The following is a 26,081-nucleotide window of genomic DNA, read 5'->3' on the forward strand; positions in this document are numbered from 1 at the left end:
TAATTAAGAAAACCTTATTTTGACCACTGCTTCAGAAATAAAATTCGCGCGTAAAGCCAATTCAGTTTAAGATGAATGCTGACTGAAAGGAGCTTAACATCCGAGATACTTTCATTGGAGACCGGCAATGGATTTGACTTACCATATTGCAGAACTTTTACTACTCGTTTCCTATTTATTACGTGACATGCTTCATCTAAGAATAGTAGCCTGTTTCGTTAGCCTGCTTTATATTTTCTATGGCATGAACCACAATCTGCCCGAGATCTATTGGTGGTCGATTATTTATCTTGTAGTCAATATTTTCCAGATCTTATTAATTTTCAGACAAAAATTACCTGCCCAGCTCGCTCCCCCCCTGCAAGCGATTAAAGACCAGTTGTTTACTCACATGCTAACCTCCGAGTTTGTGAAGTTAATTAAACTCAGCAAGGAAGGTGAAGCTCGCACGGTATCATTGATGAGCAGGGATCAACCCGTATCACGTGTCCTCTTATTGACTGAAGGAAAAGCCTTAATTTACCGCGATAATCAGATCATTGAACTGAAGCCTTATCATTTTCTGGGAGAAATGAGTTTTTTTAATAATCAACTTGCCACTGCGGATGTCATCGTAAAAGAACCTGTGAAATTTATCTACTGGGAATATGAAACGCTCAAGCGATTACAGGAACGTCAACCTGGATTATTTATTTTCATGCTTGAAGCCATTGGAAAAGATATGGTACTCAAATTGATGAATACACCCGGTCTGGCAGAGGTCAGGAATTGACCACTAAACTGCCCTGATTTAATAAATTCTGCAACATTTCAACGGAAGTTGCACCAGCGGGGACATAGTTTAACAGCGTAATCGTCTGAACCACTGCCCCATTGGGATCAGCCGATAAACTCAACAGGCTGTCATTCACTCCTCCTATGTTGTCACTGTTAATGACAGAAATATTGATATAGTTACTCAGGCTGGATGGATTGGAGGCATTATAATTATTAAATATCTGATCCAGCGTGAGCACATCGCCTTCTGCAGGCTTAAAATCGGCAATTACATCCTGTTGTGGAGATTGCGCAGTCAAAGATGCTGCATCAAAATGAAAATTATCAGCGCCCTTGCCTCCGATCATCAAATCACTTCCCATCCCGCCATTAAAGCTATTATTTCCAGCATCACCAACCAGTAAATCACCTATATCGCTGCCATTAATAACCGCGCCTCCATGTTGCTCATTCACATAAATGGCATCAAGATTTTCATTCGAACTCAAATGCAATACACCCAAATCCTGTAAATCCAGCACAGTAAGACTGGAATCAATTGCCGTGACATAATCCAGCACAGTATCGCCTAATCCGCCATTATCAAGCCCGTGATCGACACCATCAAAATAAAGACTGAACAGCCAGGTACCGCTATTCTGATCCTGATGCAATTGATAGATATTCATCCCGGTCAAACTTAGATCAGGACTTAATACATCCGTTAAATTCAAAGCACCTAGCAAGGGTGCGACAATTGGATCAAGGATATCATTGAGTTCAGTGATTAATGTATCGGTATTCACCGCAAGATTTAAGCTGGCTAAACCTGCCAGGAAACTGGTATCGAGATTTAAAATAATATCTGCTCGCAAATCCTGAGAAAAACTTAAGAGATAATCACCGTTTTCTTTGATATGCAGGCCATTTACTGAGACATCCAGTATTTTAACTTCCAGCTGAGCACCTGCTGAGACCGCATCTTCAAGCGTTGAGGTCAAAGCAAGAATCCCCTGATCCACAGTATCTATCGCATTATTCAGAGTGGACAAATAATTGGCATCCAAAGCATCCAGTTGGCCAATAATGGTCGTTGATAATGATGTAATAGAGTTAACCAGTGTTTGATTGAGAAGTAAACTTAGAGGAGTCGGTGTTAGTTCGTCGATTAAATCAGTCAGATCGCCGATGAGATTATCTATACCAGCCACTGTCGACAAACCATCGAGCAAACTATTCAGGCCGGTCCCCAGTAAATTGTCCAGTCCAGTCAATAAATCGCCGACTAAATTCAGTAAAATGGCAATGGGATTGGAGTTTAGAACCGTTTGTAATTGTAGTAATAAACCATCCAGAGTATTCAGATTAGTTTCAATTGCTCCCAGTGCATCATCCACCAGCCCATCCAGTTCAGTCAGTAAGGGGTTAAACAATAAATCAACCTGCAACCCGACACTGGCTGATAAATCAGTGGTCACGGTTACATCGAGGCTCAGATCATTAATTCCTGCAGTGGAGCCATCAAATAGCAGGGAGTAACTGTTATTTACAGGATTGAATAAAATCAGGTCTTCATTGGCAAAATCCCCTACACCCGGAAGACTACTATCCGCAGCCAGTGAGAAAACCATCTGTCCGGCATTGGCATGATTATCAGGAAAAACATACAGGGAATTGATGCTCTGGCTATCGTCCAGACCATGACTGGAACCGTCAAAATACAAACTGAAATTGTTGCCATTCCACTGGATTACATCATTGGTGCCGGCAAGCACATTACCCGGCAAGGTTGAAGCAGTTGAGAGGGTAAATAATACTGAGCCATTATCAAGAATATGTACGGAACTGATATTTCGATTGCTTAAACTGCCATTTGTAATTGCAGCTAAATCGAATGATTCATGAAATTGTCCATTGTTATATTCAATTAATGTCTGATTGTCGTAGCCGCCGACCTGACGCTCATTTCCGCCTCCTTCAGTAGAAAACAGAATCGTATCATGAACTTCCGTACCTTCGGTTAAGGAAAAGGCATTCAGATTTTCCGGCAAATTATCCAGTAAACCGCCAAGCAAACCATCGTTGGAGGCCAGTCCGTGTTCGCTGCCGTCAAAGAATAATTTAAGGGTATTAACATCCCACTGATTAGTAACTGGATTCCTGGTCACAGAATAAATATCCTCACCCCTAAAGGTTAATGCCGAGAGCGGATCAAATGGATTGGATAAGAGTTCACCCAGGGAGCCGAAGAGCAGGTCAACATTCAGAATGGGAGCCAGAGAAAAATACAAGGTATCCCCTTTCACCTCAAGGCCATCAATCTCAATTAAGCGGGTGTCCGGATCCAGTAAGGCAGCGACTAAACCGGCTAAATCAACATTGTTCAATGCCTGTAGTGCATTGCCAAGCAATTCATCCGTCAGTCCAATATCCTCTCCGCTGAAGAAAATATCCAGAGAGCCAATATCCCAGGAGCCATTGACGCGATTAATCGATAAAACCTCGGTGCCATTCGCGGTAATTCCACCCCAGACATCCAATGTCTGCAAAGCATAGGCCAAATCAACGTCAACCAGATTACTTAATGTAAAATACAAAGTACCGTTATTAAAACTGTTATCACTTGAGGTAAAGGAAAAATCATCCATATTAAAGTCAACGAGCAGATTCTGGAATATCCCGTCATTTAAAATACCATCCTGAAGCCCCTGAGCACTGCCATCAAGAAACAGTTCAAAAGTATACCGTCCATCGCTGCCCTGGGTCGCCAGAACAATGTCCTGATTTTCAAAATTGCCAATTCCCGGTAAATTCCCCCCAGTTGCCGTAGAAAATAAAATCTGATTTCCCACAACATGCAAGCCGTCAATACTGAATCCTAAAAGCGAGAGCTGATTTAAAAGACTGGTTTCAAAATTGAAATTCTCGCTGCCATTAAACGCCATCTCATAGCCATCGGCAGTTAATTTTAAGATGTCTTCATTAAAGAACACACCTTCCTGCTCGAGAATCAGAGCCAGAGCATCTTCGGTAGTTCCTCCCGCAAGAATCCCCCCGGGGCCGATTAACGCCGCTATCAACGCCGGCAAGTCACCCTCAATCGGATCCAATGCCGACAAGCCGTAAAAACCCTCCATAGGCACTACACCGCCTAAAGAGGTTGTCAGATACATCGTATCCCCGGCATTGGGATTAAAAACAGCATTATCAGCCACATTGACTACAAACTGTGCAGCACCGAGATTGACCGGATCGCCATCGCGGTCCACGGCGCGAATAGCCGTACTGAAATCAAGAGCGAGCCACTCCTGATTGGCAGCATGATCAATTGCTGTAATGAGGGTAAAGGTATAATCCCCATCAGCTTCCAGCTCAAGTGTGAAGACTGGCGAGCCATTAACCAGTGCCGACAAGGTATTGCCATTCACTTCATAAGTAACCGCTTCACCATTGACAGTTACCGCTGGCAAGTTAGTCAGTTCGGCCTGGGGACGGAATAAAAAGAAGCCCTGCTCATCTCCGCCAAAGGCAACCAAGGCATCAAGACTACCCAAAACAGCAACAGGCCCTAAACTTAGATTGCTTTCATACACATTGGCATTCTCAGCGCTGGCGGTCACAATAGGCACATCATCCTGAATAGCAATCACAAACTGACTACCCAGATTCACCAGATCATTATCATTGTCGATAAGATTAATCACTGAGCCCAGATTAACCAATACTTGTTCAAGATCATTGCCGTTTGTAAGTGGGTGGTCTATCGCTGCTAAAAGATTGAATATAAAATTGCCTGCTATACCGCCGCTATTCAATTCAAAAGTAAAGATGTCTACACCCGCAGCGCTGGCTGTCAGAATATTCCCATTCAGGGAATAACTAAGACTGACACCGTTCGCTGTCAGATTATTGGCGCTTAAAATAGCTTCATAATTGGTATCAAAAATCCATTGCCCACTATCGTTACCAACACTCGCCAGAGCGGCCAGCGAACCACTGACCGATAAGGTCTGCCCTCCTTCGCTGTTACCCGCTGGCAGCACATCTTCATGTACAGTTTCACTTAATGAAGCTCCACTTAGCGAGGGAATGGCATCGGTTATCTGGAGATGTTCACCCAATGAAATCTGAGCGCTAAGCTGATCATTATCCCCATCCAGTGCCGCTGCAATGACAAAAATACTATTCACAGCCAGATTTAGAGCATTAGCTCCCGCTGCATCAGCATGGATTACCGAGCGATATTGGGTAAAGCTGACCAGCCCAGCAGCGTCAACACTCACAGTAAATACCAGCTGTCCATTTGCACGGCCTTCAATGCTGTCATTGTTGTTAGTTAACAGAATGGAGGCGCCGGTTAAACTGTCGATTAGTCCTGAGTCAGTATTATCGCCGCCATTAATCTGCAACGCATAATCAAGATTGCCTTCATCCGCACCCAAATTCGCACCGAAAGCTGCGGCAACCGATGTAGTGCCTGTTATGCCTAACAGAGCTTCATTAACTGTTAATAACGGAACTAATCCGGGATCCACCGTTAGTTGGGGCACACCATCGATGATAGACAGGACTGAGGTTAAATCAAGCTGGGCGCTGCTGCTATCACCATCGCGATCGGTTAAATTGGCGATGACACTTAGAATATTGTTATCCAGATTAATTGAGTTAGTGCCGCCGCCATCGCCATGCACCACCGCGCGAAACTGGGTGAACGACAGTTCACCGCTGCTGTCTATGCTGACACTAAAGACCAGTTCATCACCTAATTGCGTGCGCCCTTCCACTACAGTGCCATTAAAGCTTAATATCACCGCTTCCTGACTGAGGGTATCAAACAGGCCGCTGTTAACATTGTTAATCTGCAAGGCGTAATCTATCGGCAGGCTGCCGTCCGCGCCAATCGCGGCTTCAAAGGCCAGCGCCAGAGAAACGCTGGCCGTGGTATTGAGACTGTTTTCATTAACCGATGCAGTGCCGGCCAAATCCCCATCCACTGTTAATGCAGGCACCCCGTCTATCACCTGAATCAAAGCCCCTACATCGAGGCTTTCACTGACCGTATCCCCATCGCCATCAGTGACCGTGGCCACCAGCCTAATCAGATCTTCCGCAAACAACAGTGAGTTCGTGCCATTGCCGGCGGAATGAATCACCCCACGGTCTAAATCCAGTACAATGGCATTGGCGTCCACACTCAAAGTAAACACCAAAAGCCCGCCGGCTCGTCCTTCGACATTGCCCTCGGCATTGATGCTCAGCAGCACCGGCAAACCGCTTAGGCTATCGATTAAACCGGAGTCATTGCTGGCCAGTTCAAACTGATAATCAACACTGCCGCCGTCTGGACCCGTATTGCTGTTAAATACCGTATTCAAGGCAATCGAGCTGTTGACTCCCAGACTTGCTTCATTCACAGTCAAAGCACCCACGCCAGGATCGGTCACTGATACACTCGGACCCGCATCATGAATGGACACTATGGCCGATAAATCAATACCCTGAATTGCCTGATCATTGTCGCCATCAAGAGCGGAGGCAAACACTTCTACGATATTGGCAGGAAAGATCAGAGTATCCGCTGGATCATTGCTATCCGGATGAATAACGGTGCGCAGCTGAGTAAAGCTGAGCACCCCGCTGGCATCAATACTGATGGTGAAAACCAGCTCGCCATTGGCACGGCCTTCGATAGCGCCATTGTTGTCAGTTAAAAGAACTGCGGCACCGCTTAAGCTGTCAGTCAAGCCTGAATTGGCATTGATAATGGACAAGCCAAAGGTCAGTGACCCGGCATCCGCTCCTAAATCAGCAATAAATGCCGTGGCCAGCGATGTGCTGACGGTGGTATTTAAGCTATTTTCATTGGCATTCAGTGTGCCGGCCAAACCGGCATCCACCGTTAACGAAGGCACTCCATCTATCACCTGAATCAGGGCGCCCACATCGAGACTCTCTCTGACCGTATCCCCATCGCCATCGATGACTGTAGCCACCAGGCTAATCAGGTCTTCAGCAAACAACAGCGAGTTCGTGCCATTGCCGGACGGATGAATCACCCCGCGATCTAAATCCAGTACAATCGCATTGGCGTCCACACTCAAAGTAAACACCAAAAGCCCGCCGGCTCGTCCTTCGACATTACCCTGGGCATTGATACTCAGCAGTACCGGCAAACCGCTTAGGCTATCGATTAAACCAGAGTCATTGCTGGCCAGTTCAAAATGATAATCAACACTGCCGCCATCAGGACCTGCATTGCTGTTAAATACGTTGTTCAAAGTAATCGAGCTATTTACCGCTAGATCCGCTTCATTCACAGTCAAAGCACCCACACCAGGATCAGTCAATGATAAACCAGGGCCGGCATCCTGAATGGATATCAACGAAGCGATATCTAAAGAGGCGTTATTTTGATCCCCATCACCATCTGTTGCGGTAGCTACAACACTCACTATCCCGGCGGGAAAATTTATCACTTCATTGGGGAGGGCATTATCCGGATGAACAACAGGCCTAAATTGTGTAAATGAAAGCTCAGCATTGGCATCAATAGTAAATACCAATACCAGATTGCTTCCGGCATAACCAACTATTTCACCAGCAGCGTTTACGCTAAGAATTATCGGCAGTCCGGTTAAACTATCAGTCAGGCCGCTTATAGTATTATTAAGTTGAAGTTGATACTCAAGGGATGACAGGCCATCGGCTCCACCCTGACCAATAAAACTATCGGCCAGAGAAGTGCTTAATGTGACGTTCAAAACACTATCACTAAACTGGATTGACTCGGGAATGTCAGTGGACAGGACTACGAACGGCGTATCGTCAGCAATAACAATTATAAACTGATTATTTAAGGTGATGCCGTCTCCGTCGCCATCCGTTGCTTCGATTAGAAAACCTAAGGGAATAGGAATAACTGATGAATTAGAGCCCAAATGATCCAATGATTGCTGCAGAATAAACTGGTAGCTGCCATCTGAGTTTACTATTAAGGTAAAAACTTCATTCCCGTCAGGATCCAAAGCCTGTAATCGATTGTCTGAAATCTGATAATCCAATGGTTGCCCGCCTGAACTCAGCCCAAAACTCTCAAGAACAGTGCTTAAGACAGGTTCTGATATAAAATGAAAACCGGCCTGACCATCCGCACCAAATGAAACAAGTGCGGATAATGCTCCACTAATTTCGGATATGGGATTGGGAGTATCCATATTGGCTCCAGGCAAAGCATCTTCATGCAGAAGCGACTGTTGATTGCTTCCAGACACAGCCAGAGGAATATCATCATTGATCCGGACAATAAAAGTACCGGGGGGTAAGTTAATATTTCCTATTTGAATAAATTCGCTTAAATCAATAACAATCGCATCCGCACCGGGTAAGGGATGATCAAGATTATTGTTTAACTGAAAGCTAAACTGATTATTCGGTAAAATCTGCAGAATAAATATCGTTTCCCCACCAGCCTGGGCAATCAGTTGAGAGTTTTCGATAATGTAATTAATCGGAAGATCATTTGAAGTGAAGGGTAGAACTCCCGAGCCTGCGGCTAAAGCAACAGGGCTGTTTTCTGGATTTAACAGAGTCAGGTTCCCGGAATAAGTTGTAGCCGCACCGGGGGCATGTCCATTCTGAAGTCCTGATTCAAAAAGAGAGACACTAACCGAAGCATTCGACTCTCTTGATTCCGTTGATTCAGTATTATTAGTTTGATCAGCGTCAGAATCGAGTAAGGTTAAATGCCTGGTAAGAAAAAACCAGTTATCCAATAATGTATTAATAATGGACTGACTAATACCTAATGTATCATATCCTGCATCCACATATCCCAGAGAATAATAAGGATTGAATGAAACGAAAGTGCTCCCATCGAGATTATCAGGTTCGACGATCAGATAGGAAGGAGGCAGAAAATTAAGCAGATAATTGAAAAGATCAGGATCCGTCTGCTCAGCGCCATCATCTCGTTCAGCGGCCTCAGCTGGCGGATAGGCGGGACGTTGCACTGCAAAAAAACTATCATTAATGGAAATCACCAGGGTATTTGAAAGAAAGAAAGGAAGAATCCTAGCAACCTGTGGAAGCTCAAACTGTGTATTTAAAGCCAGCTGACTAAAGATCCCGGAGTTTACAGCAACAGCCATAGAACAACATCCTTCCAGGAAACATTTGATGATTAATTATAGTTTACTTTTTGGATAATTTATGGGCAGCTATCAATATTTTTTTTATCATATCCTATTGATGGTCTAATTGTGATTTACAGCCCCACGGATAAACAAAAACAGCACTTGCAAGAGCATTTTATAGCAGTAAAGCCACCGCTTTTTGCCAGCCGGTAAAATCACAGTCTCTCTGTTGATAACCTTCATCAGGGTTGAATTCTTTTGCACATTGCCAGCTGCTCTCCACATCGCCAGGCTCAGAATACAGACCGCAGCCCAAAGCGGCCAGCATGGCAGCACCTTGCGCGGTAGACTCAATATCAAGCGGCTTTTGTACAGTCATCTGACACTGATTAGCAAGAAACTGAAGAAGCCAGTGATTGGCAGCCATTCCCCCATCCACGCGTAAAACATTCAAGTCGGTCTCAACAGCATCTTGCATGCAGCGTATCACCTCGCGCGTGAGATAAGCTACGCTTTCCAGTGCCGCTCGGGCAATATGAGCACGGTTACTCTTGCGAGACAATCCCACAATAATGGCGCCAGGAGTCGAAAGCCAGTACGGAGCTCCGAGTCCTGTAAATGATGGCACAAGATATACACCCGCATTATCATTCAGTGATTCCGCCAGCTGTTCCGTTTCTGCAGCCGTTTGGATAAGCTTCATCTCATCTCTCAGCCACTTAATCGTGGTTCCGGCATGATAGAGACTGCCTTCGAGCGCATAAGCAGTCTGGCCCTTAATCTCGTAGGCAATCGTAGTTAGCAAATGACTGGCAAAGAACACCGGTTCTCCACCTGTATTCATCATCAGAAAGCCGCCTGTACCATAGGTGGCTTTAATCATTCCTTTATTAAAGCAACGTTGTCCGATTAATGCAGCCTGCTGATCTCCAGCAACTCCTGTAATGGGAATCTCAGCACCCAGCCATGAGTTGTGTATTGTTCCAAAATAAGCATCAGAGGCAAGCACTTCCGGCAAGAGTGTGGAGTTGACATGGAAGAGATCGAGTAATTCCTTATCCCATTGTCTTTCATGAATATTGAATAATAAAGTTCTTGAGGCATTGGTAATATCGGTGACATGCGCCTTGCCTCTCGTTAAACGCCAGATTAAAAAACTGTCAATTGTACCGATTGCCAGTTCACCTGAATGCGCCAGCCTCGCGGCTTCAGGAATATTTTTAATTAACCAGTGTATTTTACTGGCGGAAAAATAGGGATCGGGCAGGAGTCCGGTTTTTGCCTGAATCAGTTCTTTCTCAGCATGCAAGCTATCGCAAAAATCCTGGGTTCTTCTGTCCTGCCATACAATAGCCCGGTGCAGGCATTCGCCAGTTTTTTTATTCCAGAGTAAAACGGTTTCCCGCTGATTCGTGATCCCGCAGGCAGCAATCGATTTTAACTCAACACTGCTAACAACATCTTTTAAAGCGGCCAGGGTTTTAGACCAAATTTCTTCAGGACAATGTTCAACCCACCCGGGTTCAGGATAATATTGAGTGAGAGGGTATTGACTGGAGGTGATAAGCCTGCCATTACTTTCATAGAGCATGGCTCTGGTACTGCTTGTTCCCTGATCGATTGCAAGTAAGTATTTCATGCCCTGTTCTCTTTCGTATTATCCCTGGAAATAATTCTATACGCTTTTTACGGAGAGCAAAATACATGGTTGAAGGATATGATGTGGCGGTGATTGGCGGAGGGATTAATGGCTGTGGTATCGCAGCGGATGCGGCATTGCGCGGACTTTCCGTAGTTTTGCTGGAAAAAGATGATATTGCCTCAAAAACCTCCTCAAACAGCAGTAAATTAATTCACGGGGGCCTGCGCTACCTCGAATATTATGATTTCTCTCTGGTAAAAAAGGCACTGGACGAAAGACAATTGCTAATCAGTCTTGCTCCACATCTTGTCTACCCTACTACCTTTGTTCTGCCCTATCTGCAATCCATGCGCCCGACCTGGCTTTTACGTACTGGTCTTTTTTTATATGACAATCTCAGTCGTAAAAATAAATTACCCAAAAGCCGTTTAATTAAGCGCAACAAAAGCCCGAATTATTTCAGCGCGCTCAATCCGGAATTTAACAAGGGCTTTTTATTTTCGGACTGTACTACGGATGATTCCCGTCTAACCCTGGTCAATGCATTGCTTGCCAGAGAACATGGTGCACACATTTTACCTCAAACGGAATTATGTGCTGCCGAAGCCCATGATAATCAATGGACACTGCGCATACGCAGTAAAAATCAATCGATTGAAACCATCACGGCCAAGGCGGTAATCAATGCAGCAGGCCCCTGGGTGGAATCGCTGAATACCCTTCTTGGAATTAAATCTGAATATAAAATATCGATGGTTCAGGGCAGTCATTTCGTCGTTCCCAAACTCTATGAGGGAGATCACGCCTATCTATTGCAAAATACGGATAACCGCATCGTTTTTGTAATTCCCTATTATGGTCATACCATGATTGGCACCACCGATGTGCCATTTTCAGGCGATTTGGATCACGTAGCCATTTCTCCCATTGAAATAAACTATCTGTTTAAGCTCGTTCGCGGTTATTTTAAGCATCATCTGACACACGGCGATATTATCAATACCTGGAGCGGGGTTCGTCCTCTACTATTCAAGCTGGGAGAAAGCCCTCAGGCATTAAGCAGGGACTATCTTTTTCATATGAATTACTCACCTGCGCCAGTAGTCTCTATTTACGGGGGTAAAATTACCACCTATCGCCAGTTAGCTACTGAAACGATTGATCAGCTAAAGCCGGTTTTTCCCGGTTTACCTGCATCAGGCAGTTCAAAAGCAGCTCTTCCTGGTGCGAAACTAGAATCGATGTCCTTTAATGAATATCAATTTCATGCAAGGGAAATGTATCATTGGCTTGCCCCTGGTATACTCAGCCGCTACCTGCGAACCTATGGAACCAGAACCGAGCTGCTTCTGGCGGGCTGTAAAAAAATGAATGATCTTGGATCGGAAATTGGTCATGGACTTTATACTAAAGAAGTGGATTATTTAATGAATCAGGAATGGGCAAGCTGCGCCGATGATATTTTATGGCGAAGAACCAAACTGGGGCTTGAGCTCTCGGTTGAGGAAAAAATCAAACTGGAGAGGTATTGCAATCGTTCGCAAGAATAGTCTCAGTTTATTTGACATTACCCGCTAAAAATCGATCGAGACCGTTAGCAAAACTCTGGATTTCTCTGGCGCTTATTTTAGGCGGACCGCCAGAGAGCATTTGCGCACCGCGCAAGACTTCATTAAAGTTACGCATCGACAAATGGCTTTTTACATTGTTTGCTGTATACATCTCTCCTCTCGGATTTAAAGCAAAACCTCCGTTAGTGATTATTATATCCGCCAGTGGAATATCAGCGGTAATCACTAAATCACCAGGCTCTATATTTTCTGCAATGTATTTATCGGCCATATCAAACCCCGCACCCACTTGATGTTTTCTGATAAAGGGGGAGGCAGGAATAGTCAGATTATGGTTTGAGACAATCATGAGTAAGCGCTGAGTTCTGATTGCTGCCCGAAATACGATTTCCTTAATCGGTTTTGGACAGGCATCGCCATCGATCCATATTTGCATTGATATTTTGAGATTAGTTATACAAATTGAAATTTTAGCATAGTATCAGAGTGTGTAGAACTGGACACCGGAGAGTGTTCATTAAACTGTGTCATTACTCACCGGCACGCCGTCATCTTGAACGCAGTGAGAGATCTCCGAATGCTGGCACAAACCAGAATCTGGGAGATCTCTCACTGCGTTCGAGACGACATGGTATGACACAGTTTCTATTGATTACCCTTTACTGGTAAGTTGAGCCAAACCCAGTATCTTCTGTCTTCTCATCCCTCCTGCTCAGTCCCTCTCCTGATCTTGAGGTCGCCTGCAAATTCGCAAAACTGTAGCGATTCGATGACAAGGATACCGTTGTAGTGGTCCTTATTCGTATGTGATCTGGCCAGGATAAAGTCATGTCAGCAGACTCTCCAACATTCAGGCTGCTATATTTTTGCAGGATAATACTATACTGGGGATCAACTCTTTTTAATAACTCCTTCAGACTGGTTTTTGCCATCAACTCCATTAAAAACTCCGGAGTTTGTCTGCTCAGCAAGTCCAATAACTTATCGAAGACTTCCGTATTAAACAAAGCGTCTTTCAAGGGATCTTTTTGCGAGGCATTTCGGAGGCGCAGGGATGCTCCAATGGCCTCGTTAATAAATATCTCCAAAAGATTGAATTCCTTACCCCATTGGTCTCTCCAGCTTCTTTTAAGCCCCTGGTTCAATTCAAGCAGACCTCTGCTCCATTCCTCGTTTTCGCTAACCAGTGCTTTTAATAACAGCATCAGATTTTTGGATAAACTGCAAAGCGGGCTCAACTTATCATACTGAAACATGGGCGAATAATGCTTAAAGGGCCGTGGAGTTTCGATTGCGTTTAAAAGTTCCAGGTATATCACTTGTAGATTATGTTTATAATAATCAGGATGTGCATTTCTTAAAGCATCTTCGTCATTAAACACTTCATCGTCATTTAGCGGCACTCCTAATCCAGTCAGATAATAGGCAATTTTATTTGGAAATTCCGGGGGAATGCGTAAACTACGACCCACCTCCTGTGAGCGCTTATCAATCTTTGTACGAATATCAACAGAGCAACCTTTATTTTGACTCTCTTCCGGGTTTTTTTCTTTCGCATACAGGCCCCAGGCCACATTCTTGTCATTGTAACCCGTACCTAACATGTTAACGACGACCAGAATCCCAGGCTGGTCCATTGGCCGCTTATAGAAAAGCTCAATCCAATCCTTATTCTTTTTGACATTTGAGTGAATCGGCTTGGCGAGTTTAGTTCCTGCTCCTTCATTGATTGCAGCTGTTAATAATTTCGCTTCTTGAATACTCGAAGTATAAATGATGCCTTTGTAGGAAGCGAGTGCCTTACCCATCGGATGGCGATGCTCTTTAATTAAAGCCGCAATTTTTTGACATTTTTCGGCCGAATCAATAGCCAGTGAATAAGGCAAACGCCCCACTATCAGCGGGGCTGTTTTACCCGCTTTACGAGAATCCGTTCGCGTAAACACGTATAGTGGTTTAACCGAATTTCCCGGCGTTGCTGAAAAGCCCAGCGAGGTTACCCCGCTTTCCATTATGCGTTGAGCATCTTTCTGATAAAGATGATGCTCATCCAGGACAGTGAGCAAAGGTTTACGGTGCTTTTTCAGGATATCATCCGGTGCACTGACAAATTTTGCATAGCTGGCTTTACAGAATATCAGAACGCTTGCCTCTTCCCTTAGGGGTTTATTCTTGTGAAGCAATTTAATTGTTACTGCATTTTCTTTGCTATCGACTGGAATCACATTCTTTGGCTTAATTTCTGCAAACTTCCCTAGCCTTTCCAGAACTGCCATAAACTCTTTATGATATTGATCTACCAGTTGAAGTGTGGGCACCACAATATGAAACACAGCATGAGGATTATTTTTAAAAAGGTAGATGAGCATCAGAATAGCAGTCAGTGTCTTCCCTCCGCCGGTTGTGATTTGGACCACTCCGTTTGATGAGTCGCATTGACTTACAGCTCTTAGCGCATCAGCCTGGTAGGGATAAAGATATACTTTTTCTTCCTTTAAGAACTCTTCCAGTTTATGGGGGTCAAAAAGTGAATTAAGCCTGGATCCAGTCCATTGTTTCTGGAGAAATGTCTCATTACATGGAGCAGCTGATTTCGCATATCTTTTTTGTTTGGCGAGGAGATTCGGCTTCTCATATTCTTCCGGTTCTCCCCCATCAAAGGACTCTCTAAGATTAGGATTAGAGTCTGATTTCGGTTGATTATTCGCTTCCACTATTGAACGGAAATCGCGAGTTTCAACTTGGCGTTTTTGTTTCTCTACCGATTTAAAACTTCTTTCGATTTCACTTTTCATATGTGAAAGACTTTTTTTCATCAGTCGATTATAAAATGGGCTTAATCCCACAGGAGGAAAGTCCTCAGTCTGAATAGCCAGGATCTGCTCAATATATCCACCTGCATTTGCTTTTGCCTGGTTTTTAACTTTCTTTGAGCGCGTTAAGCTGATTGACTTCAGTCCAGGTAAATGCAGAAGGTTTCTGGCTAATTCATTATCCTGGTCACCACTCTCCTTTCTTGCTTCTTCCAGCGCATTATCAATAATCATTTGAAAATAAAAGTCTTGCATACACAAGCGAGAATGCACTCCAGGGTATGCCAGAATAGACACATCCTCAGCAGTTTGTAATTTTAAAACCCGGGCTGCCTGCTCAAAATCAAAATCAAACAGCTTATATCCATAGTCTGGTTCTAAAAAGTAAAACCGTTTAAAGGATAAAGTTTGCATGCCACAGATAATCGCCTTATCGTTTTCTCGTGCGGCGGCAAGCGATTTCGTTATTCCAGACCATGTCGAAACATCGCAAAACTCCTCTGTGGCTTGTATCTGACTAAGATTGTCATCAAGGTAAACACAATGCTTGAGTTTCCATAAATACGAGAGCATAAATGCCGTCAGACGGCGCGTTTGTATATCTTCTGGATGGTAATTGCCGTGTGTTTTATAACTTAGAGCGTCTGTAATTAAAAACTCGACATTTTCAGGCTTATTTCGATCGCTCAGATTCTCATATTCATAAGCGCTGACCACCACTAACAGACGCTGCTTATCGCCCAGCATACTGGGGTCAGGGATCATCGCTTCGTGCTTACGTCCTGCAAACACGAAGGTCACTGTCTCATCGGATGACGGCAAATCATTTCTGCGGCTGACTAGTCGAAATTTTGACCCACCACTGCTAATTTCATGAGTAAACTCAGGTTCATCCATTGTCTGTTTGAAGGAATCAAGGGATTTGAACTGGAATGCCCCGGAATAGTTAATATTGCGGCGGGATTTCTTTAATAAAAAAGGGATTTCCGGTATGCGTTCAAATGTCTGCGAATATTTCGCACTAAACAGGGCATTTTTTTCATTTGCTTTTTTTATCCGCGATGGATCTTTGGTTTTCTTACTTCGTTTTTTTGATTGCATATCTTCTGCTGCTGAAGACTCGCTCAATCGCTTATTCTTTTGTAGTATGGATTGATTCTCCTTGCTCCCCTGGAAGGATGGGATGGGACTCTGTTCCCTGGATTCAGGAAGTTCCTGCTGCTGCTCCATAACATGAGAAATATCGAGGGCTGCAGTTGCGGAAGAAGGTTCGCTCGATCGTTTTCTATTTTCAGAAAAGGATAGCAACTCTTCTTCAGAGTCATCTTGTATAATAATTGGACTGGATGAGTTAGACTCAGGAAACCAAAGGGATAGCGACTCTTCTTCAGAGCCATCTTGTATAATAATTGGACTGGATGAGCTAGACTCAGGAAATCGAAGGGATAGCCACTCTTCTTCGGAGTCATCTTGTATAATAATTTGACTGGATGAGTCAGACTCAGAAAATCGAAGTGTGCTAACATCAAAAACTTCCAGAGTCATTGGCCCTGGGCTTCTATCCAGAGTTGCAATATCAGCGGACAAAATATCCGATACAGGATTTACATCCACAGCAGGGAACACTGCTCCCTGATGGGCCTCTGTTTCAGAGTGATTAAGGAATGGCCTGATATAGTTAAGAAAATCGATACCCGCTTTTTCAGCCCCCCTCATAATTGCAGCCCAATTGGCACCGTTATTCTTTAAAAACAAGGTATAGTACATATTTCCACCGTGGGCTGCAGCTTCAGCCATTTGATCAGTCAGATCAAGGTTCATCCCTTTTGCTTTTGCTCTTAGGAATTCGGCATATTCCTGGTAATCGTAATAAGCAGCCATACGAGCTAAATGACTCAACTCAACACCAAGCGTCCCTAGGTATTCTGCATATTCCCAGTCCTCCCCCAGTATAGCGCCCGAGACAATTGTAAGCTTGTCAGCACCGAGCTCACGCAATGCTCCTGCATAAGCACGCTGACGTCCTCTGGCAGCTCCATGAGCGATATGATCTATATCAGCTCCCAGTAGACGCAGTTCCTCAGCATAAGCAATGTTTCCTACCTCAGCGGCCCCTGCTGCAATCCTGTGGATATCAGCTCCCGATAAACGCAGAAATTCAGCGTATTTAACTTGTCCGCCTTTTATAGCGCCTACGGCAAGCGTGGTTATGTCCGCACCTTTTCTTCGCAAGATCTCTGCTAAATACAAATGACCGCTGAGAGCGGCTGCGGCAGCAACCTCACTGATGTCGCTTATCTGGTCTATCAATGGCAAGAGTTCATTGATATATCCGCCTTTGGCCAGTCCCATAGCAATATACTTAAACTCAACTCCCGCTTGCTGTTGCTCGTAAGCTAATTCGTGTAAACCACTTGCAGCAGCATAAGTAGCCAAAAAAGTCCGATTGCCGTAGTTATGGGGGTTATTATAGTAAGTTAGTATCGGTTCTATATGTTTTCCCTGTAAATACCCTCGTAAAACTGCTTTAAAACTAGCCTTTTTCAATAGCATCTCTGAGACTTTATCTCCATCTCCTTTTATTGCCGCGCCTTCAGCAATCGCTGAAGTACATGCTCCCTGATTTAATAACCAATTGGTAAAAACCGGATCACCATTCTCACCTGCGCCCTTAGCAATCTGATGAATACAAGTGTTTGATTCGCGCCTGAGCACCTCTGTGGCTTCAACATCACCAATGCGCGCAGCGCCTCTGGCTGCCAAATGAATATTCGCTCCTAGTTTGATCAGTAATTTGACCGCATCCACCTTTTTTTGCGAGGCTAACACTTCTGCAGGAGTCCAATCAGTTCCCTGCTTTCGCACGTCAATGCTAACCAATGGGTCTTTCAACAAATCTATTAACTCTGCTTCCTTTCCTTCTTCAGCAAGACGGCAAATAATTTCATGGTAATCAATACGCGCACGACATTCCATTGCCAGGAAATCATAGCCTGCCTGTTTGGCACCATCTGCGACTGCTTCGAGGCTTGCACCTTGGTCCAGCAGGGATTTGGCCAAATCAATAAGCCCTGCTCGCGCCAACCCTTTGGCAACTAAATTGATACTGACGTTTTTATCAATTGAGGGTAATTTATCAATCCAGCCGCCACTGGCGATACCCAGTGTAATAGAATCTTCACTTGCACCCAGTGAACGGAGAAGATTTACTGATTTCCAATCCCCACAGGTTGCGGCAGCTTCTGCCATTATATTGATGTCGGCCAGCATAGCAAACAGTTCATCTACAAAATGAGAGTCATTTCCTTGAATTGCACTTATGGCAACTCCATCAATCCTTGCCCCTTTTTCTATCAGTTTTCTTGCTTCATCTCGGTTACCACGCAGTGCATACCCTTGAGCAGCCGTAGTGATGTTGGCATTTCTATATGTAAGCATCCATTCTACCAACCTTGTATTGTTGGCTCTTGCTGCTCCCCGTACAATCGAGTCACGGTTGGCTCCGAGATGCATAAGCAGATTGGCAGCGTCTATTTTTCCTTCATAAGTGAGTAGCTCTGCCGCTGATACAATAATTCCTGGCCAAACGGGATTTTCAGGATCTTCAGGGTTTAGAGGGGTTGCCTCTGTATTAACTATTTTTTTACGAATATCAATACTGATATTGTGTTTAAAAATAAATGCTTTCAAATCTTCAGGTTTGTTTTCAATAGCAAGTTTATAAATTTCATCAAAATAGTTCATACTTAACCTTTTAACTTTATACTACTGGCAGGCTTTAATAATGCGTTTTCATAAGCGTTATAAGTCAGACCTGGTTTCGATCCAATGTCAGACATAGTAGCGAATCTTATCACAAGATGAGCTTATTTGATACATATAGAACGTGTTTAAAGCAATAATGTGGTATACTTTTTCAAAACGAAAACAGCTTAAGGTTTAGTTAATATTTAATTAATATAATGACTCGCTTTTTGCATTTGTTTTTTTCCTTATTTTTATTCGATTGCCAATAATTTGTAAAACCTGATTACCATTATTTTCAGCAGTCATAATAACGAGTTAATAATGCTTTTTGATGAATTAAAACAATTAATTACGAGCTATGAGAGATCAGCACCTGAACAATTGAGTTCCGTTGAAGCGGATTTTAAACGCCTGACCAACGCTTCTGAATGTGAGCAGTTAAGCCAGCAAATTGAGCGGCAAAAACTAACAATGCTGGCTAAAATGCACTTTCATAACTGGCAACTCAGCATCAATCGACAAATCGCGTCGGATAGTTGCCTGCGTAAAAATTTAAGCGCTAAAACGGCATCAAAAATATTTGAAATCGTCCATCAGGCTCCTGACCGCAAATATGAAGCTTTGCTTAAGATTATTGAAGCGCTGTATGCTTTGAAAAACTCAATAACAGATAGTCAGGAAACTCAGGCGATTCTACAGTGTATTTTACTCCTGACAGCCTACAAAGTTTTAGCGGAAGCATCAGGAACACGAAAACAAGAAATTATGCAGCCACAACCTACAGCTGATTGTGCCAGTAATTCCGCTCCAAAAATAGAAAACTCTATAGATAAGGCGACTTCCTCTTATGCTGAACTTTTGGAACTTTTAGATGCCGATCCAGCTCTTTATATGCCTGAACTAACCAGAACGAATCGGGCAGTTAAAAGCCGCGAAGACGCATTAGAGCGCCTTAACAATTGTGAAGCGGTTAACTCTGTTACCTCATTAATTTCACAACTGGAATACATGCGCTCGAAGCTTACCATAGATTTCGCCTTATACGGCTATCTGGCCAGTAGCATTAAACTTTGCCAGTCAAACATAGACACTCTGACCAGTTTTATTGGTTACATCCAACACCATACAACAATTTCCCTGAAAGCCCTACTGGAAAGTTATATATACGCTGAAGGCAAAAAAACAAATGTTAGTGTTTTGACTTGTCTCTTAAAAAATCCTCTGGCTATTTTACTATTTGAGATCAGACCGGAAATTACAAATGCTATTTCATCCAAGGCGATGAACAATTTAATTAAAGAAAACACCATTAGGGGCGAATTCCCGGTATTTATTTTGTTTCTTATTTTTGAGCAACATTTCAATTACTTCAAAAATCAACCTCGACTGGTATCGTTAATTACGCAAAGACTTTTTTTGCAAAAGTTTTCCAAGCTTGATAATTTATCCCCTGCTGAATATTTAATGAGCAGGCCTGACAGGCGAAGTTTTTTTACTTTAAATCCTAAACTGATCGACTGGCTGCCGTATCAGCTAAAAAAAACATATGAGCAGCACTTGAACCCGCGAATAAGTATAGCTGTGCCATCACCAACTTCCAAAGCCAATCCCCCCACTCCAAAAGCAAGTTTAGTTATTACGGAAAATAAGCAGGCCGCCAAAGCGTCCGTCCCTGATAAGGTTGAGCAGCAACTTAGCCCGCGAATAAGTATTGAACAAACAGCTGCCCCAGCACCAGAGCTGACAACCAACGACAACCCTCCAGCTCCAAAATCAAGGATAATTATTCCAGAAAATAAGCCGTCAGCCAAAGCGCCCGTTCCTGAAAAAGTTGAACAAATCAGCCAGAAACTGGCAGAGGCTAAACTGACTGAATCAACAGCATCGAAGATAGAAAAAGACAAGTCTACGACTCATCCAAGCCCGGATCAGCAAATTGAAGCCTGGAAAAAAGCAATTGGCCTTATTTTTGGAGAAGCACAAAACCTGATTATCGACGTTGTACTGCGGGAAACTGATTATTTCAAACTAAAAATTCAACCCCCGGAAATTAATAGTTACTGGCAGGTTAAAACGAGCAAATCGAATGAACGAGTCAGCCGCTTTTATGCAACAAAAACCTGGTTCGGCACAGCGCTTCTGAGCAGTATAAGCAAAATTTTGGGTAACAAAGAAGTCGAAGTCATTGATCAGTTCTTAATGTGCAAAATAGCATGGGACAAAGTGGTTAAGCTTGAGCAAATAAATAACACAGCCAAAAAAATTATTAATGCGCTTAAAACCAGCTCTGCCGATTATCATAACGCCTTACGGAAACCTGTTTCTATTCCAGAACAGGCAACATTACCGGAAGCTGAATCCTCTGCACCTGCATCTGCTGAGACCTTGCCAGAGCAACAAGAGCTAACAGCGAAGAGTGTCCAAGTGCCGGCACGAGAACCAGTAGTTGAAAAAGTAGTGAATACCGAGAGGTTCAATCCTTTAGAGATACAGTTTGCTCCCAAAGATGTCCTTCTGGTATACAGATATGGGTTAAGAGCGCGTTATCAGTGCTCGTCCTTAAGTGCGGAACATCATTCTGTACTTAGAAACAACGGGTTCTGGCGTTTAAAATTAAACCAGCATTTCCGTCCATCAGTGATCCAGGCAGCAGGTTTTGATCAATCTCTATCATTTGTTACTCAATTTACAGCTATTGCCGCTCAGGAGTATCAAAATCTCCCTGACAATGTCATAGATATGTTTATTTATGCAAAAGAAAAGATGCTTGTTAGTTCAATGTATGAAGGCCTGCTTCCCCTATTATTCTATACAGAGAGCTCAGGACGCTCCCTGCTGAGTTGTATTCGTGAAACGTATACTCAGCAGGTTATTGATTGTATTTTCTCTTTGGGGATGAAATTTTTTCAACAGCAGACGAGTCAGGGAGAGCCTGCATTTATTCCATCGGTTCTTCACTGGGCTATCTGCTGTAATCAGCGCAAAGAAATTATAAACGAACTACTGCAAAGTGAAGCCGCTCATACTTCATTCATAGTAGGAGATTATCACTATTTTGCAATACACCGGGCCGTTTATGAATCAGCCTATGAAGCTGTTGAGGCTATTTTAGAACAAAGCCTGCTGCAGCTGACTACTGTCGATTCTTTAAACCGCAGCCCTTTCAATATTGCTTACAGTAAACAGGATAAGCACATGCTGGATTTGTTAGGATATTACCATAACAAAGCGGCGGGAGCTCAAAACTCACGGTTTTTTATTCCCACGCCTTATCCTGTTAATACTGAAAGCGAGGAGCTTGGGAAGGAAGAAAGTGCTCGGCAAATTAATGGTGCAGTTAATTATAAGTTCAAATGATAATCAGACTCTGAGTGACATTAACAATCAAAGGTTTTTGATGATTACCCGCTCAGTTTGTTGACAATGCCCTTTGAACTACTTTCGGCTCTAGCTCAATAACTTTTAGTAAGTTTTTAGCGGCGCCACTGGGTTCTCTACGATGCTGCTCCCAATCACGTAGTGTTTTGAGATTAAAACCAAAACACTGTGAAAAATCTTCTTGGGTCATGTGTAAGTTCTTCCGTATTTTCTTCACATCAATACTAGAGGTAGGAGTTACTCGTTTAAAGCCAGAAAGGTCAGCATCTGTCAGAAAAGGGGCGTCGCCATCTTCACTTGCGTTTCGGGCGATTTCTTCTTCACTCATGGATTTTACTTTTTTCCAGTCTGTTTTGCCTTTAGTTCTGGTCTTTGTAATATTTTCTTTCATTTTTGCTCGCCCTTCGTGCAGAAATCAGTCTTATGTACTTATCTCTTACAGTATAAACAACCAGAAGAGTGATAAAATTGTCTTGAATGAAGCTCAATTTAAACTACTTCAATTTCAACAGGGGCGATACCTTTTATGCCGAGTTTTTTAGCGGCAGCAAAGGATAAATCAATCAATCGGTTCGATAAAAAAGGACCTCGATCATTGATGCGAACCACAATTGAGCGGCCATTATTCAGATTTTTGACACGCACTCGGGTAGCAAACGGGAGTGTTGGATGAGCTGCTGTCATTGCATACATGTTGTAGCGCTCTCCAGTAGATGTTTTTTGATTCCGTCCGCGTCCACCATACCAGGAAGCAACTCCCTTCGCTTTGTAGTGCTTGGCTGACTTCATCACCTGATATGTTTTTCCTTTAACCACATAGTGATCCGGAGTATTAGATTGCTGATGTGCACAAGCAGCCAGCAGCATTGGGAGAAAATATTTAGTGAATCTTTTAATAATCAATAAAATCATATAGTTATTATTATTCAAATTTAGTTCAGAGTTAGCTGATCACACAGCAACTACCGGGGCGGTTATTGGAATCCTTCTGATTATCTTCAAAAACTGTTTTACTTCCATCAGGCGGAGTTGGAGCGGGGGCACCAGAACGCAGTTCATTTTGACGCTTAAAAAAGTTATTCCTTTTTTTATCAGTTTTTTGAATCTCAAGCAATACTGTCTGTGTTGTTGACATAGAAAACTTCCTAAACTGTTGAATTTTACTGTCTTGCGATCATGATTAGGTTACACCTGATTTTTAATCTCTAGCCTTCATCTTGATTCATTTTATTGAGGATCTCGCTGACATCGATGTCTTGGGCCTGCTGCAGTAATTCTTTAAGAGTTGATTCGGGTATACTGCCTGATTCTGAATAAATAGCGATACCTTCTTTAATAATCATTAAATGGGGAATAGAGCGAATTTGAAATGCGTCTGCGATTTGTGGCTGCTCTTCAATATTGATCTTTACAAAATCGATATCTGGATTTTGCTCTGCTACTTGTTCATAAATCCTGCCAAATTGCTTGCAAGGTGCACACCAGGGAGCCCAGAAATCAATCAGGAACAATCCTTTCTGATTAATCAATACATCCAGCTGCTCTTCGTTCACGCTTTTGAGCATGATTCTTCCTTAGTCGTGATAGCTTCCAGAATGCGGGAGAAAATGGTATCAACGCTTCCTAATCCAGAAACTCTATGGAATGCCGGAGCACCTGAACTGTCGCTATCCGCCCATTGCTGATAATATTGAACCAAAGGCTCCGTCTGCTGATGATAAATTTCAAGCCGTCTCTTAACCGTTTCTTCTTTATCGTCATCCCGCTGGATGAGTGTTTCACCGGTCAGGTCATCACGGCCTTCAGTCTGGGGAGGATTAAATCGAATGTGATACACACGGCCTGAGCCTGGATGAACACGCCGCCCGCTAAGTCTGCTGATAATTTCAGAATCGGGAACCGCAATTTCAATCACATGATCCAGACGTATACGAGCGGTTCTTAATGCTTCAGCTTGGGGAATAGTTCGCGGGAATCCATCAAATAAAAAGCCATTTGTACAATCTGGCTGCTGTAACCTTTCTTTTACCAGGCGAATAATAATGTCATCAGAAACCAGTTTGCCTGCATCCATGACCGCTTTGGCACTTCGACCCAATTCAGTACCGGCTGCAATAGAGGCTCTTAACATGTCGCCTGTGGATATTTGCGGAATATCAAAATATTCAATTAACCGTACTGCCTGAGTACCCTTGCCAGCACCTGGCCCACCTAATAACATTAAACGCATTCGTGACTCCTACATGGAAAGTTCAAGCTTGACCAGACTTGAAAAGCAGCCCTCAACTTTTAAAGAAGAGTACTGTGCTATCGACTCAAGGCAACATCCGTCAAACGGCTTTATTATTTTAACTTGCCTGAATGAAAATGTCACTAACAGGCACTTTTTCTGGATTCCGCGAACAAGCCGCGGTATCCGGAAATCTCCGCATTAGCCTATTCTATCCTTTAATAATAGACGCTTATTTATACCCGCTATAATAAGATGAGCCACGGCCACAACGCGCCATTTGAGCCTGATAGATCATTGCGCGGGTTTTAACCTTGCGGGCAACGCCAATAAGCCAGGGTTTTTGCAAATAGGTTTTTTTCATAAAACCTCCTATTCCCTCATGATACGCCAGATAAAGATTATAGGTGTCATCTCTCTGGATTCCGGCACGACGATAAGCCTGGTTAGCATACCAGCCAACGAAGTCAACTGCGTCGGTAAAATCATCACGAGCCGCCCATACCCCGCCATCTGATTTCTTATACTGAGCCCAGGTAGCACGCAAAGCCTGCGTATAGCCATAGGCAGAAGAAGGACGCTTCCAGGGAATAATCCATAACAATTTGGTTCGCTTGGGCGTTGCATTGGCATCAAACTTGGATTCCTGATGAATAATCGCCATTTGAACAGCCACAGGCACCCGCCAGCGACGCTCAGCATCTTTTGCATCCAGATACCATTTAGGGTATTGCTTGAAAATACTGCAAACGTTATTAACATCTCGCGGCGGCGGTGTACTGACACAGGCGCTGAGCAATAAAAAAGGAACAAGCAATAAAAGGCGTTTCATATTAAAAGACCATGTCATGTTAGTATAAATGAGCGTATTAGTAACAAAAATCCCACTGTCTCGCAATATCATCGAGTTTTTCCTTTGGCAACAGGAACAAATATCCTGGCAGCAATAACTGTGCTAAAATTTGAGATTTATTATTTATCAAGTACTTTATGAGTGTTTTAGTCTTTGATATTGAAACGGTTCCCGATGTGCATTCTGGCAGAAAGCTGTTTCATTTGAACAATCTCAGTGATGAAGAGACGGCCAAAGCGATGTTTGCCTTACGTCGTGCCAAGACCGGGAATGATTTCCTGCCTCATTATCTGCAAAGAGTAGTCGCTATCTCAGCGGTGATTCAGAATAACAATCAGGTCAGGGTCTGGTCTTTGGGCGATGAACAGGCCGATGAAAAAGAACTGATTAGCCGTTTTTTTTCCGGTATTGACAAATATACTCCTATTCTGGTGAGCTGGAACGGCTGTGGTTTTGATTTGCCGGTCCTGCATTATCGCGCCTTGCTGCATGGAATTCCTGCCCCTACCTATTGGGAGTATGGAGAAAATCAGCAGAATTTTCGCTGGAACAATTATCTTAACCGTTTTCATTATCGCCACCTTGATTTGATGGACGTGCTCGCAGCTTATCAGAGCCGCGCCTCTGCACCATTAGATGACATTGCTCATATGCTGGGTTTCCCCGGTAAAATGGGAATGAGCGGCTCAAAAGTCTGGGATCAATATCAGGCAGGTCAATTAAAAAGTATTCGTGACTATTGTGAAACGGACGTTCTCAATACCTATTGTGTCTATCTCCGCTTTGAGTTAATTCGGGGAAGCTTAACGCAGCAGGAGTATGAGAATGCAATCGTGACTCTCAAAACTTATCTGGCAGGAGAAAATGAACGGCTGCATTGTCAGGAATTTTTAAAGCAGATGGCATAAGCGCTAACAAAACTTTATCTCGCTTAAGGGTTTCTTAAGAAGTTTGAGTTA

At 43.4% G+C, this 26,081-nt stretch carries 14 protein-coding genes; 4 read left to right on the forward strand and 10 right to left on the reverse strand.

Annotated features, from left to right (window positions below):
• Positions 1–127: 127 nt before the first annotated feature.
• Positions 128–772, forward strand: a complete 645-nt coding sequence (locus LXA66_RS03540; RefSeq protein WP_233011942.1) for a popeye domain-containing protein — start codon at positions 128–130, stop codon at positions 770–772.
• On the opposite strand, the gene LXA66_RS03545 is transcribed toward LXA66_RS03540, so the two are convergent.
• Positions 762–8,903: a DUF5801 repeats-in-toxin domain-containing protein gene (locus tag LXA66_RS03545; RefSeq protein ID WP_233011943.1), complete on the reverse strand. Its 8,142-nt coding sequence runs from the start codon at positions 8,901–8,903 to the stop codon at positions 762–764. The genes LXA66_RS03540 and LXA66_RS03545 overlap by 11 nt on opposite strands.
• 160 nt (positions 8,904–9,063) lie before the next feature.
• Positions 9,064–10,527: a glycerol kinase GlpK gene (gene glpK, locus LXA66_RS03550; protein ID WP_233011944.1), complete on the reverse strand. Its 1,464-nt coding sequence runs from the start codon at positions 10,525–10,527 to the stop codon at positions 9,064–9,066.
• A 65-nt stretch (positions 10,528–10,592) separates the two neighbouring features.
• Between glpK and glpD the strand changes: the two genes are divergently transcribed.
• Positions 10,593–12,080 carry a glycerol-3-phosphate dehydrogenase gene (gene glpD / locus LXA66_RS03555; RefSeq protein WP_233011945.1) on the forward strand — a complete coding sequence of 496 codons (1,488 nt, stop codon included), beginning with the start codon at positions 10,593–10,595 and terminating at the stop codon, positions 12,078–12,080.
• Between the two features lie 7 nt (positions 12,081–12,087).
• Here the strand turns inward: glpD and LXA66_RS03560 are convergent, their stop codons facing one another.
• Entirely contained in the window at positions 12,088–12,537 is a 450-nt protein-coding gene (locus tag LXA66_RS03560) for a YaiI/YqxD family protein (protein ID WP_233011946.1), read from the reverse strand.
• A 223-nt stretch (positions 12,538–12,760) separates the two neighbouring features.
• On the reverse strand, positions 12,761–18,658 hold the full coding sequence (locus LXA66_RS03565; protein ID WP_233011947.1) for a DEAD/DEAH box helicase family protein: 5,898 nt from the start codon (positions 18,656–18,658) through the stop codon (positions 12,761–12,763).
• A 324-nt stretch (positions 18,659–18,982) separates the two neighbouring features.
• On the opposite strand from LXA66_RS03565, the gene LXA66_RS03570 reads away from it, so the two are divergent.
• A complete protein-coding gene (locus LXA66_RS03570; protein ID WP_233011948.1) occupies positions 18,983–22,018 on the forward strand; it encodes a hypothetical protein in 3,036 nt (1,011 codons plus the stop codon).
• Between the two features lie 52 nt (positions 22,019–22,070).
• On the opposite strand, the gene LXA66_RS03575 is transcribed toward LXA66_RS03570, so the two are convergent.
• The 6 genes from LXA66_RS03575 to LXA66_RS03600 form a co-directional block, all read right to left on the reverse strand.
• On the reverse strand, positions 22,071–22,430 hold the full coding sequence (locus LXA66_RS03575; RefSeq protein WP_233011949.1) for a DNA-binding transcriptional regulator: 360 nt from the start codon (positions 22,428–22,430) through the stop codon (positions 22,071–22,073).
• Between the two features lie 98 nt (positions 22,431–22,528).
• Positions 22,529–22,951, reverse strand: a complete 423-nt coding sequence (locus tag LXA66_RS03580; RefSeq protein ID WP_233011950.1) for a septal ring lytic transglycosylase RlpA family protein — start codon at positions 22,949–22,951, stop codon at positions 22,529–22,531.
• A gap of 31 nt (positions 22,952–22,982) precedes the next feature.
• A complete protein-coding gene (locus LXA66_RS03585; RefSeq protein ID WP_233011951.1) occupies positions 22,983–23,174 on the reverse strand; it encodes a hypothetical protein in 192 nt (63 codons plus the stop codon).
• Positions 23,175–23,244: 70 nt separating this feature from the next.
• Positions 23,245–23,604 carry a co-chaperone YbbN gene (locus tag LXA66_RS03590; protein WP_255665164.1) on the reverse strand — a complete coding sequence of 120 codons (360 nt, stop codon included), beginning with the start codon at positions 23,602–23,604 and terminating at the stop codon, positions 23,245–23,247.
• A complete protein-coding gene (gene adk / locus LXA66_RS03595) occupies positions 23,589–24,269 on the reverse strand; it encodes an adenylate kinase (protein WP_112218591.1) in 681 nt (226 codons plus the stop codon). Before adk ends, LXA66_RS03590 begins: the two co-directional genes overlap by 16 nt.
• Before the next feature lie 232 nt (positions 24,270–24,501).
• Positions 24,502–25,101, reverse strand: a complete 600-nt coding sequence (locus tag LXA66_RS03600; protein ID WP_233011952.1) for a transglycosylase SLT domain-containing protein — start codon at positions 25,099–25,101, stop codon at positions 24,502–24,504.
• A gap of 158 nt (positions 25,102–25,259) precedes the next feature.
• Between LXA66_RS03600 and LXA66_RS03605 the strand changes: the two genes are divergently transcribed.
• The gene (locus LXA66_RS03605) at positions 25,260–26,030 is read left to right on the forward strand and encodes a 3'-5' exonuclease (RefSeq protein ID WP_233011953.1); all 771 of its coding nucleotides are present in this window, start codon (positions 25,260–25,262) and stop codon (positions 26,028–26,030) included.
• The last annotated feature ends 51 nt before the right edge of the window (positions 26,031–26,081 follow it).

The organism is Legionella sp. 16cNR16C (assembly GCF_021297775.1).
In the GTDB taxonomy this organism is placed as follows: domain Bacteria; phylum Pseudomonadota; class Gammaproteobacteria; order Legionellales; family Legionellaceae; genus Legionella_C; species Legionella_C quinlivanii_A.